The 15,066-nt window shown below is 69.1% G+C and carries 15 protein-coding genes and 2 pseudogenes; 9 read left to right on the top strand and 8 right to left on the bottom strand.

Annotation, left to right across the window (positions count from 1 at the left end; genetic code table 11):
• Positions 1–577: 577 nt before the first annotated feature.
• Complete coding sequence (locus ABZ906_RS20605) at positions 578–1,438, bottom strand: aminoglycoside phosphotransferase family protein (protein ID WP_361384868.1); 861 nt, start codon at positions 1,436–1,438, stop codon at positions 578–580.
• Between the two features lie 408 nt (positions 1,439–1,846).
• Here ABZ906_RS20605 and ABZ906_RS20600 point away from each other — a divergent pair, with 408 nt between their 5' ends.
• Positions 1,847–2,671: an ANTAR domain-containing protein gene (locus ABZ906_RS20600; protein ID WP_361384410.1), complete on the top strand. Its 825-nt coding sequence runs from the start codon at positions 1,847–1,849 to the stop codon at positions 2,669–2,671.
• Between the two features lie 818 nt (positions 2,672–3,489).
• Here ABZ906_RS20600 and ABZ906_RS20595 read toward each other — a convergent pair.
• From ABZ906_RS20595 to ABZ906_RS20585, 3 genes and pseudogenes are all read right to left on the bottom strand, one after another.
• Positions 3,490–3,714: pseudogene (locus ABZ906_RS20595) on the bottom strand (hypothetical protein); the annotation flags it as partial.
• 20 nt (positions 3,715–3,734) lie between these two features.
• On the bottom strand, positions 3,735–4,052 hold the full coding sequence (locus ABZ906_RS20590) for a helix-turn-helix transcriptional regulator (RefSeq protein WP_361201092.1): 318 nt from the start codon (positions 4,050–4,052) through the stop codon (positions 3,735–3,737).
• A gap of 185 nt (positions 4,053–4,237) precedes the next feature.
• Positions 4,238–4,528: pseudogene (locus ABZ906_RS20585) on the bottom strand (alpha/beta hydrolase); the annotation flags it as partial.
• A 163-nt stretch (positions 4,529–4,691) separates the two neighbouring features.
• On the opposite strand from ABZ906_RS20585, the gene ABZ906_RS20580 reads away from it, so the two are divergent.
• Positions 4,692–5,135 carry a hypothetical protein gene (locus tag ABZ906_RS20580; protein WP_361201090.1) on the top strand — a complete coding sequence of 148 codons (444 nt, stop codon included), beginning with the start codon at positions 4,692–4,694 and terminating at the stop codon, positions 5,133–5,135.
• A gap of 146 nt (positions 5,136–5,281) precedes the next feature.
• Positions 5,282–5,827, top strand: coding sequence for a dihydrofolate reductase family protein (locus ABZ906_RS20575; RefSeq protein WP_361384407.1), 546 nt, complete (start codon positions 5,282–5,284; stop codon positions 5,825–5,827).
• Positions 5,828–5,846: 19 nt separating this feature from the next.
• On the opposite strand, the gene ABZ906_RS20570 is transcribed toward ABZ906_RS20575, so the two are convergent.
• Positions 5,847–7,118, bottom strand: a complete 1,272-nt coding sequence (locus ABZ906_RS20570; protein ID WP_361384404.1) for a phospholipase D-like domain-containing protein — start codon at positions 7,116–7,118, stop codon at positions 5,847–5,849.
• A gap of 93 nt (positions 7,119–7,211) precedes the next feature.
• Here ABZ906_RS20570 and ABZ906_RS20565 point away from each other — a divergent pair, with 93 nt between their 5' ends.
• The 3 genes from ABZ906_RS20565 (at position 7,212) to ABZ906_RS20555 (ending at position 9,041) form a co-directional block, all read left to right on the top strand.
• Positions 7,212–8,054, top strand: coding sequence for a DUF1206 domain-containing protein (locus ABZ906_RS20565; protein WP_361201084.1), 843 nt, complete (start codon positions 7,212–7,214; stop codon positions 8,052–8,054).
• A gap of 68 nt (positions 8,055–8,122) precedes the next feature.
• On the top strand, positions 8,123–8,476 hold the full coding sequence (locus ABZ906_RS20560; RefSeq protein WP_361384401.1) for an STAS domain-containing protein: 354 nt from the start codon (positions 8,123–8,125) through the stop codon (positions 8,474–8,476).
• 76 nt (positions 8,477–8,552) lie between these two features.
• A complete protein-coding gene (locus ABZ906_RS20555; protein WP_361384398.1) occupies positions 8,553–9,041 on the top strand; it encodes an ATP-binding protein in 489 nt (162 codons plus the stop codon).
• A 24-nt stretch (positions 9,042–9,065) separates the two neighbouring features.
• Here ABZ906_RS20555 and ABZ906_RS20550 read toward each other — a convergent pair whose 3' ends face one another.
• Positions 9,066–9,839: a hypothetical protein gene (locus ABZ906_RS20550; protein ID WP_361384395.1), complete on the bottom strand. Its 774-nt coding sequence runs from the start codon at positions 9,837–9,839 to the stop codon at positions 9,066–9,068.
• Between the two features lie 74 nt (positions 9,840–9,913).
• Positions 9,914–10,711, bottom strand: coding sequence for an alpha/beta hydrolase (locus tag ABZ906_RS20545; protein ID WP_361384392.1), 798 nt, complete (start codon positions 10,709–10,711; stop codon positions 9,914–9,916).
• A 343-nt stretch (positions 10,712–11,054) separates the two neighbouring features.
• Here ABZ906_RS20545 and ABZ906_RS20540 point away from each other — a divergent pair, with 343 nt between their 5' ends.
• Complete coding sequence (locus tag ABZ906_RS20540) at positions 11,055–12,674, top strand: adenosine deaminase (RefSeq protein WP_361384389.1); 1,620 nt, start codon at positions 11,055–11,057, stop codon at positions 12,672–12,674.
• 137 nt (positions 12,675–12,811) lie between these two features.
• Here the strand turns inward: ABZ906_RS20540 and ABZ906_RS20535 are convergent, their stop codons facing one another.
• Positions 12,812–13,996, bottom strand: a complete 1,185-nt coding sequence (locus ABZ906_RS20535) for an MFS transporter (protein ID WP_361384386.1) — start codon at positions 13,994–13,996, stop codon at positions 12,812–12,814.
• Positions 13,997–14,075: 79 nt separating this feature from the next.
• Between ABZ906_RS20535 and ABZ906_RS20530 the strand changes: the two genes are divergently transcribed.
• Both ABZ906_RS20530 and ABZ906_RS20525 read left to right on the top strand, forming a co-directional pair.
• Positions 14,076–14,480 (top strand): MerR family transcriptional regulator, encoded by a 405-nt coding sequence (locus ABZ906_RS20530; protein ID WP_361384384.1) that lies wholly within the window; start codon positions 14,076–14,078, stop codon positions 14,478–14,480.
• A 38-nt stretch (positions 14,481–14,518) separates the two neighbouring features.
• Positions 14,519–15,037: a hypothetical protein gene (locus ABZ906_RS20525; RefSeq protein WP_361384381.1), complete on the top strand. Its 519-nt coding sequence runs from the start codon at positions 14,519–14,521 to the stop codon at positions 15,035–15,037.
• Positions 15,038–15,066 lie beyond the last annotated feature (29 nt).

Here is a 15,066-nt window from a genome sequence, read left to right as displayed (position 1 = left end):
TCACTGCGATCGAAAGGTGACGGCAGGTCGCAAATGATCATTCCATGGACACATGACGCATCAGGAACGCTATCGACGGGACAAAGGTCACTGGAACCAAGCAATCGAAAGTCACATCCGCGCTCGGCCGCGCACGCCCTGCACCAGCCGTAACGCCGTCGCGGCCTCGCCCAGTGCCGTACGGGCCCTGGCCGCTCGCCCGCCACGAGCGCCTACTCGTCCTTCAGCAGCGTCCGGTGCTCAACCACCTCGTCAAGATCCATCAGCGCCCGTGCCACGGTCGCCGACCGTTCCCAGGCCAAGAGAGTGCGCTTGAGCACGTCGCGCGCCGACAGACCCCAGCATCGGGGCACATGTCCTTGGTCATCCAATTGAGGCGATTGGCAACGAACTCAGCCGTGTCGACTTCTGCGACAGTTTCTGTGACAGTCAACCCAGTCGTGCGGGATCAGCATGCTGGAGGTGTTGGCACCGCAGCCGTGGTCCAGGGCGTCAGCCGGGCCGGCGCGGATGGGTCAGAGCGCAGACAGGCGCGTCGCTTGGTTCCCTGCCGCTCTCACGTGACCTTCGGTGATCTCTACGGACCGTCCAGGCGCCTGTTCACGGAGTCGAGTGTCGGCCAAGGAGGCCCCGCGCGTAGCAAGCGCAGGAATTCCTCTCCGAAAAGCCTTCCGTTCGGAAACTGGTCGCCAAGCTCCCAACGCCATGCTGCGACCATCGCGATGACGAGCTGTCGGCACTCGTCCAGCAGCTCTTGGTCGACGTTCGGGTAGTGCTCGCAGACCGCCTCGGGTACGTGGGCGAGATCGAACTCGACGGGGCCGCGGCAGCACGTCTCGAGGTCGATGAACAACAGGCCGCTCTTCGTGCTGAGCACATTGCCGGGATGCGGCTCGCCGTGGAGCAGCTGTTCCACGGCGCCGCGGTCCTCGATCGCTCGTCTCAGGCCTGCCAGCCGCCCGCTGAGGAAATCGCGGTCCGCGTCGGCGAGTTCCGGCGAGCGATCCGGGTCGGCGACAACTTCTTCCGCCTCCGTGATCCGCTCCGTGAACCTCGGGCTCGGCACATCGACCTTGCGCATGCCGGCGTGCAGCTGCTCCAGCGCCTTGGCGTAGTCGACTGGCGCGGTGTGAGGTGTCGCGGGCTCGTGGAAGGTCCACAGCGTTACCGCGAAGCCATCGCGCCTATACACACGAGCGTCCGCCCGAGGCTCCAAGGGACACACCGGGCACCCGACCTCGGCGAGCCGCTGAGCCAGCTCGACTTCGAACTGTGCCACCTCTTGTCCCATGGGAGCGACCCGGGCAAAGACGTCGCACGGCGTCAGCCGCAGTGCGAGCTTGTTCGAGTTGTGCAGAACGATTGCGTCGTCGGCTGGCAGGTCGAGCGACGCGGCGATCGACGTCGCAGCCGCGATCGCGCGTATGACGTCGGTCATCTCCACCCCCGAATCTTGGCACAGGCGAGCGAGGAGGATGCCGACCAGCCAACTGTCGCGGCTCGGCACAGTGGACATCCAATCCAGCCGACCCGGGTCCGGAAGCACGCCGGTAAGCCGGGTGCCGCGCACACAGCATCCGATCAACTACCAAACGATTTCAGCCAAATGTGGCAAGCGCTCATCCACTAGGCATATTCCAAAGCGCTTTTACACCCTCTGACCTGCCCGAGCACGCGGTGCGCGGACCGGATCCGCAGAGGGTATCGGACCGCATCCGGCCTGCAGGCGGCATCCCCGGCCCCGGCCAGAAGCGCCCAGGAGCGTCCGGATCCGCTATCGCGCAGCCCACACACCGGTAGGGTTGAAGTCCGCGTACGACTCGGTCGACAGGGCTTTGGTGATGGTGTGCTGGCAGAAGCGGAACTCACCGCGGCCCTGGTCCAGTTGGCCCAGCTCGCCAGCGCACGCCCCCTGGACGGGGAGCGCGTCCTGATCGCTTGTGCCGACTCGGGACGGCGCGCCCTTTCAGCGCACGCAGCCGTCGTACGCTACGCCCCGCCCAACCGCTCGGAAGTACAGGTTCTGGGGACCAGCGAGGCCCTGCGTGCCCTGGCTCTGAACGCCTGCACCTGGGGCGAGGGGCCCGGGCACGACACGCAGGTATCGGGCTGCGCGCTGCTCGACATGAAGGTGACCACAGCCGCGGCCCGCCGAAGATGGCCGCGCTGGGCGCCGCAGGCCGCGCAGCTCGGCTACAGCCGGGTCACCGCCCTGCCCCTGGACGGCCCTGACGGCCCGGTCGGCGCGCTGCTGCTGCTCGACGGCGCACGCGGCGACGGAGGCGAACAGGCACTCTCCGGTGCCCGCGCCCTGGCCGACATGACCGCGCACCTGCTGTCCTTGCAGGACGAAGCCGTACGCGAACACACCCGGGCGGGTCAGCTGACCACCGCACTGGCCACGCGCGTGGTCATCGAGCAGGCCAAAGGCATCCTGGCCGCCCGGCACCACCTCACCGTCGACGAAGCATTCACCCACCTGCGCAGCTACGCCCGCTCCCACCGGCGCACCGCTGACGCCGTCGCGCGGGCCATCATCGAGGACCGGCTCGACCCGCTGGACCAGGCCCCGGCACAAACAGCCCGGGCCACCCGCCCCAGCGGAAACGCACCAGGCCAAAAACCACCGCGCCGGACCAGACGCCAGGCCGGGGACAACACACAGCCTTGAACAAGGCCGCGGCGCCCCGCAGCCAGACCCCGACCCCGCACCCCGGCGCTCCAGCGCCGAAGAACGCGCCGCCCTGCAAGACACAGCGGCAGCCCGCCAGTCGGCACCGACCCGATCATCCATCCCGCCGTACACAGTCCCGGAAACGCCAAGCACGCACGGGCACGCGCCGTGCGGCACCCGCCCGGCCGCTTCAGCCGGGGGGCTTCAACCAGGCTTGATCGCACGGCTGTTGCAATTGGCGCCCGCTGTCCGAGTCGGCCTGCTGGACAGCCGCGATGCGGGCGCCGTCTGACGGCGTTCGTGGTGAGCTGTGGCTACTGCTTCCGCGGCTTGCTGTCCGTCTCAGCGAGTTCGATGCCGCGAACCCCGCGCAGCCAGCCGGCGAACAGCCGCAGCGCGATTCCGCAGCCGGCGCACCAGCCCCAGCCCTCGGTGACAAGGGCGTGCAATCCGTCCTCGTGCTGGATGTACAGGAGCTGTGCACCGACGGCCATCGCGATGAACCCGTGTGTACGTGACTCCACCGACAGCAGCCAGTCCACCGGCATCCACAAGGGAGCGACAAGGTCGCTGAGCCTCATCCGAAGCGCTGCCCAGAGGAAGCCCGTGGCGTAGCGCATCCTGCGGCGCCGGGAGAGGACGAGGCCGTTCTCGGGGTCGCCGGCGAGGACTGCGGCCCATTCATCGCGGAGGTGTGCTCGGCGGCCGCCGGCGACAACGGAAGCGAAGTTGAGAGTCCGCCGGCCTGCCCTGCTGCCCGGAGCGTCGTTGCGCGTCGCAGGGGCTTCGGGCTGTTCCTCCGCCGCCTGCGCGCCGTTGCGCAGGGCGGTCACCAGCAGGCCGACCGCGCCGACCAGGATCGCGGCCGCCGTGACAGCGCCGAAAAGCCAGCCCCCGGTGAGCAGGATCTGGGTAGTCCCCGATTCCGGGACGAGCATTCTGAGGATGTAGCCGACGAGCAGCATTCCGGCTGCCAGTGCGCCGGCCAGCACCGGTGCCAGCACAGCAACCACGGCCGCCATACCGGCACCGGCTTCCTCCGGGGGTCGCTCGTCGGCGCTCACGCCGTGCCCCCTTCGGTCGCTGAGTGCAGTCCGAAGAGCCGGGGCTTGCGCTCCCTGGCCTGCTGGGCCGCACGCTGGCCGGCGGCAGTGAGTTCGTAGTAGAACCGCTTCGGCCGCCCGGGGTGCTCGGCCGTCTCCTCGTACCGGGTGATCCATCCCGCGTCGACCAGACGCTCGAGGATGGGATAGACCGTCCCGGACCCGAGGTCGGCCTCCTCACAGATCTTCAGTCCCCATGCCGGATCGTCGGGCGTGGACGCCATCAACACCTTGATCACCTCAAGTGTCGTACGCGTCAGACGAATTGATGCCATGTCACGAGTGAAGCACCACCCCGACCATATGTCGAGTACGACACTCGACCGCGCCGGTCGGCGCCCGCGTATCATCCACCCCGGTGCGCACACGCAGTCGGGAAAAGCTGTCGCCCGGGCTGCGGGCCGAGGCACCGCCCGACCGGATTGCCCCGTGCCGGGTTCGGAGCATGCACCCTCCCCCGTCAGGTGCCGGGCTGCCCGCTCGGCTGCTCTGCGGCGCAGGCCAGGTCACGGGCCGGACGCTTCCCGGTGGCCAGGTACGTGGTCACCGCGTCGTTCGCGCAGGTGTTGAGGGTGTTCGGGTAGAGGCCGTGGCCGCCCTGGTCGGCGGTGACCATCACGGCCCGCTTGCCGAACGCCTTCCGCAGCTTCTGCGCGCCGGCCAGCGGTGTGCCAGGGTCGCGCTCGTTCTGCACCATGAGCACGTTCGACGGGCCCCGGTCACCGATCATGCCCCTGCGCCGGGGGCCAGCCGACCCGATCCAGGCCGAGCCTGTTCGATCCCCCGCGCGCAGGGGTATGCCCTGCCTTGCCGACCGCACCTCAGGGCTCGGACCGGATCTGGCTGATGGGGGAATCGTGCGCACTCGCGTGTCCGGACTGGGCCTCGGTCCGATCCGAGGGGACTACCACCTCATGACCCCGTTCGCGGGCACCCTGCTGCAGATACTCCGGGGATTCCTGCTGATCACCTGGGTCGTCATGGCCGGTTTCACCGTGTTCACCCCCGACCAGGTCGACGGGAACCTCGCCTGGACGACGGCGGTGGTGATCGCGGTCTACACCGTGACGTTCGGATGGCGTCTGCTGACCGCCCGGCTCGGCATGAACCGGTGCTACCTCCTGGCGGAGGGGGTAGCCGTGACCAACCGCTTCGGCCGGGTGAGCGATTCCGTGGCCTGGAGCAACGTGACCGGTATCCAGCAGACAACGGTCGTGGACCTCTACATGGGAGCGCACCGCATGGAGATCCACCGGAACCAGACCGCCAAACCCCTCACGTTCCTGGCACCGGGCGTGAAATCGCAACTGGTGGAAGCGCTGCTCACCGAGGGCCGCCGCGCAGGAGCCCTGCAGTGAGTGACCGCCCGTGAACCGTGAACACGGACGTGACTCTGGTCCGCAGAGTCAGCAGCGCCGCGAAGAAGTCGTGGCTGTTGCCGGAGAAGATGTTGCCCGCCGACCTATGATGCGATCCCGGCCCTCCACCTGCTTGGAGAAGACGCATGACGGATGCGAGCACCGGCAACGTGGTCGTGAACAGGGTAATGTCCCTGGACGGGTTCATCGCCGGTCCCGGCCACACGATGGACTGGATCTTCGAGCACATGACGTCGGCGACGTTCCCGGAGGTCATGGCCGCCACGGGCGCCATGCTCATCGGCCGGGGCACGTACGAGGTCGGCAAGCGCATGTCCGACGAGAACGACGAGAACCCCGACTACGACGGCGGCGCGCGGTTCGTCCTCACCCACCGCCCGCCCGACGAGCCGGACCCCAACGTCACCTTCCTCACCTGCGACATCGAGGAGGCCGTGGCCACGGCACGCCGCGCCGCCGGCGACAAGAACCTGGAGATCCTCGGCGCCGACACAGCCGCCCAGTGCCTGCGACGCGGCCTCGTCGACGAGATCCTGGTGTACGTGCTGCCGGTGCTGCTGGGCGACGGCGTCCGATTCGCACCGCCGGGCCTGGACCGGATCGACCTGGAGCCGTTCGACAACATCCAGTCGGGCGGGGTCACCATGCTGCGCTTCCACGTGCGCAAGTAGCGGCCGCCCGACCGGTGGGTCAGAGGAAGCGGCGGAAGGGCACGACAGCTGCTTCCCTGGCGCGCTGAAGGGGCGAGCGGCGCTTCCAGCGTCCGCGGCTGATGAGCTCGCTGCGCTCGAGATCCTCGGTGAAATGGCTGTCGAGCGTCGCGGTGAACGTGTGGTCCAGGACGGCGAGCATGACCTCTTCGTCGTGGTCGAGCGAGCGGCGGTTGAAGTTCGTCGACCCGGTCAGCGCCATGATTCTGTCGACGGTGATGACCTTGGTGTGGAGCATCGTCGGCTGGTACTCGAAGACCTTCACGCCGCAAGCGGTGAGGTCTTCGTAGTAGCGCTGGCCGGCCAGCTGGCAGACCCGCTTGTCGGTGTGCGCGCCCGGCAGCAGGATCTCGACCTCGACGCCGCGGCGCGCGGCGGCGCACAGCAGCCCGATGAAATAGTCATCGGGCGCGAAGTAGGCGGTGGCGAGCCGGATCCGCTCCTCCGCCGACTCGATCGCCACCCGGAGCAGGGTCTGCATGTCCTGCCAGCCGAAACTGGCCGAGCCCCGTACGACCTGCACGACGGCCTCGCCGTGCGGGGTGTGGTCGATGAACCGGTCGCGTTCGTCGAAGAGTTCGTCGTGGCACTCGGCCCAGTTCTGGGCGAACGCCGCGGCCAGTCCGTCCACGGCGGGCCCGCGCACCTCCACGTGCGTGTCGCGCCACTCGTCGGGATTACGGGCATCGCCGCACCACTCCTCGGCGATGCCGACCCCGCCGGTGAACGCGGTCACTTCGTCGACGACCAGGACCTTGCGGTGGCAGCGGTGGTTTTGCTTCAGCGGTGACAGGTAGAGCGGTTTGCGGAACCAGGCCACCTGCACACCGGCCCGCTCCATCACCTCCAGCTGCTCCTTCTCGATGAGCCGGCTGCCGAAGCCGTCCAGCATGAGGCGCACCCGCACCCCCTGGCGTGCCCGTTCGGCCAGGGCGTCGGCGAAGTGCTGCGCGATCTCGCCCTTCCAGTACACGAACGTCATCATGTCCACGGTGTGCTGCGCGGAGCGGATGCCGTCCAGCATCGCTGCGAAGATCTCGTCGCCGTTGCGCAGCGGGATCAGCGCGTTGCCTTCGGTCGCGGCTACCCCTATGAGTCTTTCCAGCCGACGTCTGGCGCGCCGGGACCGCTCGTCAAGGACGCCTCTTTCCTTCTCGTCCCAAGCCTCGTCCCTGGCCTCGGCCGAGGGTGCCGGCCGGGCGGCTGCGGGCGTATGGGCGGTGTCTGCGAGGGCGTCTTGCGTGCGGGTCATGGATGCACCTTCCTGGAGGACGGACGGAAAGACAAAAAAATTGAGAGGACTCGATCCAGACATCGCATACCCCCCAGGGGGCAAAAGACGAGCATGGCAACTGGATCAGCAACAAAACGAGGGCGCAGACAGGCCCGGCGCGCGGCGAACAGCACGGCAATCGAGGGCGCGGCCCGTGCGGGGTTCGTGGCCCGCGGGGTCATCTACCTGCTCATCGGTGCGCTCTCGCTCAGGATCGCTTTCGCTGACGGAGGCGGTCAGCAGGCAGACCGGGGCGGCGCCGTCGCGGAGATAGCCGAGAAGCCCTTCGGCACCGTTTTGCTGTGGCTGCTGGGCGCGGCGCTGGTGGGGATGGCCCTGTGGCGGCTGACCGAGGCGGCCTTCGGGCAAGCGGGGCCCGACGGCAAGAAGGCGAGCAAACGGGCGATGGGCGCAGGCCGCTGCGTCTTCTACGGGTTCGTCGCCTACTCCGTGCTGTCGTATGCGGCCGGGGAGAAGGGCAGCGGCAGCGGGAGCTCCGACAAGGATTCCCGGGACATCACGGCGAGGGTCCTGGACTGGCCGGGCGGGCAGTGGATCGTCGGGATCGCCGGTGCCGGGGTGGCCGGTGCCGGTCTGTGGATCGCCGGCCGGGCGATCATGCGCAAGTTCAAGAAGCACCTGAAGATGTCCCAGATGTCGGCGAACGTCCGCAAAGCGGTCACGTTCCTCGGAGTGTTCGGCGGTGCCTGCAGAGGCGCGGTCTTCGCCGTCGCCGGAGGTTTCGCCATCGCCGCGGCCTTGAAGCACAAGCCCGGCAAGGCCAAGGGGATGGACGACACTCTGCGTTCCTTCACCGACACCCCCGCCGGCCCCTGGCTTCTTGTCCTGATCGCGGTCGGCCTTGCGGCGTTCGGCCTCTTCTCCTGGGCCAATGCCCGCTGGCGCAAGGTCTGAGGGCGTCTGGTGGCGGCTGGCCACCCCCGGCGCCTCCGGTCGCAGGAGCGGGCGGCAAAATACGGGGCATGGGGAACGACGATCTGACGGTGGACGTGGAGACCACGGCCGCCAACGTGGTGCTGATCACTGTCGGGGGCAGCCTGGACGACTGGTCGGACTCCGGCGGCCTGACCAAGGCACTGGCCGGGGCTGCCCGGGGCGAGGGCATTCGGACGGTCGTGGATCTGTCCGGCGTGACCTTCGCCGACTCCACGGCCCTGCACGTCTTGCTGGAAGGTCAGCGCAAGCTCGCCGCCGCCGGGAGCACCCTCGTTCTGGCGGGGCCACTCAGCACCTCGGTGTCCCGGCTGTTCGAGGTCACCGGACTGCGTGAGACGTTCACGTTCGCCGACAGCGTCGCGGAAGCGCACACATGCTGATCACTCTCCGCGCACGGGGGCCGGAAGGACGCATGCGGAGTGTGAGCCTGATTCCCCAGGGCAAGTGGACGAAGCAATGAGCATCGACCACGAAGTACCGGACCAAGGCCCCCATCCGGAAGACGCGCCGGCTGAGACACATACGGCTGCCACCGGTGAGACGGCGGCGACCGTGTCCCCGGAGTCTTCGGTGCCCCCCACCCCTGCCGCCGCGCGTGCGGAAGTCACCAAGCTGCTGTCGTCTCATTTCTGCTACCTGGAGGGTGAAGGCGCGGACGATGTCGTGGTGGCCGACGCACTGCTGGTGACCACGGAGCTGGTGACCAACGCCTATCGCCATGGCGGTGGCCTGACCCGCTTCTCGGCGGAACTCACCGATGAGGGATTGTCCATCGCGGTCGGTGACGCCAGCACCCGCACGCCCGTGGTCCCCGATGACGATGTGGGGGGCGCGTCCCGGGCGGGGGGATATGGCTGGCTGCTGGTGCGCCGCCTGGCCGCTCGCGTCTCCGTCACCTGCCACCAGACCGGCAAGGACATCACCGCCCTGGTGGAGCTGACCTGATCCGGCAGCGGCTGATGCCCGGTCTCAGGCCTCACGCCACCACGCAGGACGGATCGTCTCGTTCTCGTCGCCGGCGCAGTTGATGCCGTTGACGACCTCGGAGGCGGCCACGTCCCAGCCGACGATGCCGTCGCCCTGTCGCTCCAGTTCGATCAGACGGGCGCGGTGGATGCCCTGGCCGGTGTTGACGTTGCAGTTCTCCACGCTGGTCCAGGCGCGTCCGTCCAGCGCGGCCAGGAGCGCGATCACGGGCAAGACGACACCGGCCAGCAGCAGTCCGGCGATCCAGATGACGTCGGCGGCGCGCTGAAGGGGCGTCTCGGCACGGCGGCCGCTGCGCCGGCCCGTCGCGTGGACACGGCGGCCGGTGGTGTAGTCGATCACCACTGCCACCCGCAGCAGATAGGCGATCACGCCGGTGAACAGGCCCCAGGCCAAGCCGTTGAAGGCGCCGATCACCACTGCCAGGCCGACGGGGACGACGGCGGCCGCGGCCGCTGTAACAGGCAGGGGCACGCCCTGGTGGCGCAGAGCGCCGCCCTTGGCCGCGAAGTAGGCGTAGGTGGCGCGCGAGACGACCACCGCAAGCACGGTGGCCAGCAGGGGCTCGTTGAGGAACATGCCGATCAGGACATCGGGCCAGTTGCCCGGTCCCATGGCGATCAGGGCGTCCCGGGCGGCGTTCCCGCCGCCGAGCGTCCAGGCCAGCTTGAGCACCGGGACCGTCAGTACCACCGCCAGCAACATCACGTGCCCGGAGCTGTCCTGGCTGTACTTCGGCGCCTTCTCCGCACTCATGCCCCGAGTGTCGTGGACCGACCTGCAGCGACCAGATCCGACACGCGCTCCAGCCTCAGCCTCAGACGCCGAAGTCAGTAGCGCCGGGTCTCCCACAGGTCGCGCAAGGCGGCGTTGACGGTGGCGGATTGCTGGGTGTGCGGGTAGTAGCCGGGGACGCGCAGCAGTCGGGCGTCGAGGGCGTCGGCCACGGATTCGGCACAGGCGATCAGCGGTTCGCCCGCGTACTTCCGGTACGTCTCCGGCGCGTCCTGCCAGGTCCCGCAGATCACAAGCGTCGGCCACGGCGCGGCCTTCAGCGGTTCCAGGGGCACGGCCGCGTCCCACACGGGACGTTCGCGCATCGATGTGGCCACCGCACGAAGACGCCGCGGCGTGGGATCGGGCATCGGCATGCCCAGGCCCTCCGTCGAGGCGCGCAGATACTGCTCCGGCGTCACCGAATCCGGCACACCCGCACTGTCCCGCACCCGCTCCAGCATGGCCTCGACCACCGGGTGCCCGGCGGCCGCGCAGAACGCGGAGGGCTGGATCAGCGTCAGGGACCGTACGAGGCCGGGGCGGCGCCCGGCGGCGAGCATGGCCGCAAGGCCGCCGTTGCCGTGCCCGACCAAGTGCGCCCCTGCGCCCTGCCGCTCCAGCAAGTCCACCAGGTCGTCGGCGTCGGTGTCGAAGTCGCTGCGGTCGGTGTCGGGGCTGGCGCCGTAGCCCCGACGGTCCGCCAGCAACAGGCGGTAGCGGTCGGCCAGCGGGCTCTGGGCCGCGAAGCCGTACGCCTCGTCGCTGCCCCAGGTGAAAATATTGTGGGAGAAAACCACGGGGACGCCCTCGCCCCCGGTCTCATCCCACTCCGTCACGTGAATCGGTTCCATCAGCTCCCCGTCTCATCCCGGCGTGCAGTTCACCGACACGGACATCCGGCGGACCACCTCCACTCCCCCACCGGCCTCGGGACGCCCGTGTGTCCCACGAGCGCAGCCTACGGCTGCGCGCCGAAATCTGCGCAACCGCCCCTCGTATGGCCGCTCTTGGCAACCTGAAGGGCGCGGTGCGAGCCCTTTGGCGCCGCTGGACGCTTCGGCGGGCATCAGCCCCGGGCACAGCACAGCACTCGGTCGGGTGGTTTCCCCATCAGTAGCGGTGTGTGTCCCCCGGTCCGGTTCGCGGCGCGGCGAAGATCCGTAGGTGATCTTCCACTTCCTTGCCGGAGCACGTATGCGCCGGGGCCCTCTGCCGCTCGGCGCCGCGGCCCTGGCCGCCTTGTCCTCCCTGTCTCTGCTCTCGCCGGCCGCCCATGCCACGGACCCCGGCCCGGCCGGGGCCGGCTCCGCCGGTCCCGGCGATGCGCGGTCTGCTGCGGCGCCGCGGCTGCCCAGCGCGGGTGAGCTGCGTACCGACGCGTACCTGCGGACCCTGCGTCACGACACCACCGCCGCCCGGGAATTCTTCCGCGCCCTGCCCAAGGGTGCGGACCTCCACAACCACCTCTCCGGTGCCGTCTCGACGGAGTACCTGATCGAGCTCGCCGGGCGGGACGGACTGTGCATCGAGAAGAAGTCGATGACTGCCGTCGAGGGACCGTGCGGCAAGGGACAGCGGCCGGCCTCCGACGCGCGCTCCGACGCCGACTTCCGCCGCTCCCTGGTGCGGGCCTGGTCGATGCAGGACTTCCCGGCCGACGAGCCCGGACACGACCACTTCTTCGCCACCTTCGAAAAGTTCGGCGAGGTGCCCTGGCGCCACACGGGCGAGCTCCTGGCCGAGGTCGCCGACACCGCGGCGGAACAGAATCAGTTCTACCTGGAAACCATGAACACCCCCGCCTCCGGATCCGCGAAACGCCTGGCCGACAAGGTCGGTTGGGACGCCGACCTGCAACGGCTCCACAACAAGCTGCAAGCCGACGGCGGGTTGGACCGCCTGGTCGCCGAGGCGCGGCGCGAGGCCGACGAGGCCGACACCGAACGCAGGGCCGCAGGCCGCTGTGCCACCGCCGACCCCTCCCCCGGCTGCAAACTGCCGATGCGCTGGATCTCCCAGGTCTCCCGCGGGAGTTCACCCGAACGCGTCTTCACCCAGATGGCGCTCGGCCTCAGGCTGGCCGAGAAGGATCCCCGCTTCGTGGCCGTCAACTTGGTCCAGCCCGAGGACGGGGACAGTGCACTGCGCCACTACCGGCTGCAGATGCGCATGCTGGACTACCTCCACCAGCAGTACCCCAAAGCCCACATCACCCTGCACGCGGGCGAGTTGTGGCCCGGCCTGGTCAAACCGGAGGACCTGACCTTCCACATCAACGAGGCCGTACACACCGCCCACGCCGAGCGCATCGGCCACGGTGTCGACCTCGTCCACGAGGACGACTGGCAGAACCTGGCCCGCACCATGGCGAAACGACACGTGGCGGTCGAGGTGCCGTTCACCAGCAACGCCCAGATCCTCGGCGTCGCCGGGGAGGAGCACCCCTTCAACGCCTACCGGGCCCACGGCGTACCCATCGTCCTGGCCACGGACGACCCCGGCATCTCACGGACCGATATCAGCCACGAGTACCGGTACGCGGCCCACACCTACGACCTCTCGTATCCGGAACTGAAGGATCTGGCGCGCGCCTCGCTGGAGTACGCCTTCCTGCCCGGGCGCAGCCTGTGGCGTGATCGCGCCACGACAGAGAACTACCGGCGCGCCACGCGGTGCCACCACGATGTGCCCGGCGAATCCAAACCCTCGACGGCGTGCGCCAGGCTCCTCGACTCCAGCCCGAAGGCAGCCGCGCAGTGGCGCCAGGAAGCGGCCTTCGACCGCTTCGAGACCCGCCACAGCCACGCAGGATAACGACACGCAGCCGCCTCGCCCCGCTCCATGCCGACACCTGGCCCCGTCCGGTGCGACACCATCGCGGTCGACACGGCGGGACCTCGCCATCGGAGCAGGGGTGAGCCCGGCATTTTCCAGGGGGTGAGCGCGGATGTTCAAGCGGCGGTAGAGATACCGGCGTTGTCAGTACGTGACGTGTTTCGGGTGCGGGGCAAAATCAGGTAGGTCAGGGCCAGGCCGGTCACGCTCAGCACGGCCCCGGCCAGACCGGTCCAGCGCAGTGCGCCCGCGGTCACGAGGAGCCCGCCGAGGACGGAGCCGACCGCGGCGCCGAGGTTGAACGCGCCGACGTTGGCGGAGGTCGCCAGGGTCGGGGCCGCCCCGGCGTGGTGCAGGATCAGGCTCTGCAGGGGAGCGATGGTGGCGGTGGCGAGCAGGCCAAGGACGAGGACGGCGAGGACCGCGGTGGGCTGCCAGACGGCGGCGAACGGCATGGCCACCAGCACACCGGTCAGGCCGCCGAACACGCCGCGTACGGTCGCGGACATGTACTTGTCGGTCAGCTTTCCGGCAGCCAGATTGCCCAGGAAGCTGCCGGCGCCGTAGGCGAGCAGCAGGGCGGAGACGGCGACCGGGGAGAAGCCGGCGACGCGCGTGAGCAGCGGCGCGATGTAGGTGAACACGACGGTGACACCGGAGAAGCCGACCGCCGTGGTGGCAATGGCCAGCAGCACCGGCTTGCGGGTCACCACCCGCAACTCGTCACGCAGGCTCGTAGCCGGCGCCTGCTGCCGGGGCAGCACCAGCGCCAGCAACGCGACGGCGACCAGGGTGAGCGCGGTGAGCACCGCGAACGGAGCGCGCCATCCGGCGGCATGCCCCAGCAGCGAGCCCAAGGGCACCCCGAGCAAAGTGGCCACGGTGAACCCGGAGGCCACGGTGGCAATCGCCGAGCCGGTCTTGTGCTCGGGCACCACGCTCGTGGCCATCACCAGCGCCAGCGCCAAGAACGCGGCGTGGCTGAGCGAGGAGATCACCCGCCCGGCCAGCAGCATCCCGAACGACGGGGCCAGCGCGCTGAGGACGCTGCCTGCGGCGAACAGCAGCATCAGGCCGAGCGCCAGACCCTTGCGAGGCAGTCGCGCGGTCGCCATGGTCACCACGGGACCGCCGATCACCACCCCGAGCGCGTAGGCGGTCACCGCCTGCCCGGCGATGCCCTGCGACACCTCAAGATCTGCGCCGACCTCGGGCAGCAGGCCCGCGACCAGGTATTCCGACGTACCGACAACGAAGACGCTCGCGCACAAAGCAGCGAGCGAGGCGAAGTTCTTACTCATGCCCGGGAGGCTAGAGTTTCACATCGATGTGAGAGTCAAGCGGCGTTGCCGCTGCCGAGGCATCGGTCAGGAGGATCACGTGCGGATCGGTGAGCTGTCCCGCAGGACCGGCGTACACGAACGACTGCTGCGCTACTACGAGGAGCAGCACCTGCTTCAGCCCGAGCGCCGCCCCAGCGGCTACCGCGAGTACAACGAGGCGGACGTGGACACCGTGCGCCGCATCCGCAGCCTGCTCGCCGCCGGCCTCGGTACCGCCACCATCGCCACGATCCTGCCGTGCCTGCGCGACGAGGACGAGCGCCTGGTGCCGACCTGTTCCGACCTTCTCGCCGACCTGTTCAAGGAACGCGAGCGGATCACCAAGGCCATCACCGACCTGGAAATCTCCCGGTCCGCGCTCGAGAACGTCATCGCCGCCGCCCCCGCCGACGTCGCCGAACGCGCGGCCGGCGGAACGACGGCTCCCGCATCCACGCGGTGACATCAGCGTTATGGCCGGCAACACCTAGGGTTTGGTCCATGACGAGTGACGGCGTAGTTGCGGATGAGGCGATCCGTGCAGCGTGGGCCTCCTACCGGGTCCTGGACGAACGGACCTCCGCCGGGGACCGCCAGGAGGCCCAGCAGCAGGTCGAGGCCGCAGTGGAGGCGTACGGGCGTGAGGAGGTGTCCCGCGGCACGGTCTTCCTCGTGGGCGTGCTGACCGGATACCTGATCGCCGAACAATCCGGCAGCGAGAACCGGCTTGATCCGCTCAGCGATCTGATCCCCGCTGTGATCCGCCGACTCCCCACCTTCGAGAAGGCAGATCCGACCCAGGTGCCGATGGCCACCGGCGTCCTCATGGCCGCTGCGATGGGCATGGACACCGTAGCCTGGCGCGACCGATTCGGGCAGATTCCGCCGGCGGAGGCTCTGGTGCACGGCTTCGTGTTGTGGCTGCTCGCCGACCTTTTCGACACCATGGCCGGACGGCCCGGAGTCATCGATCAGCTGATGCGGGAGACCTTCGACTCCATGGCCGCCGAACAAAGCTGACGTACGGCCTTCGGCACTTACGATGCCGG

This window comes from Streptomyces sp. NPDC046925 (genome assembly GCF_040644915.1).
In the GTDB taxonomy this organism is placed as follows: Bacteria; Actinomycetota; Actinomycetes; order Streptomycetales; family Streptomycetaceae; genus Streptomyces.
Note: the sequence above shows the minus strand (reverse complement) of the source record. Positions and strands in the feature narration are given on the sequence as shown.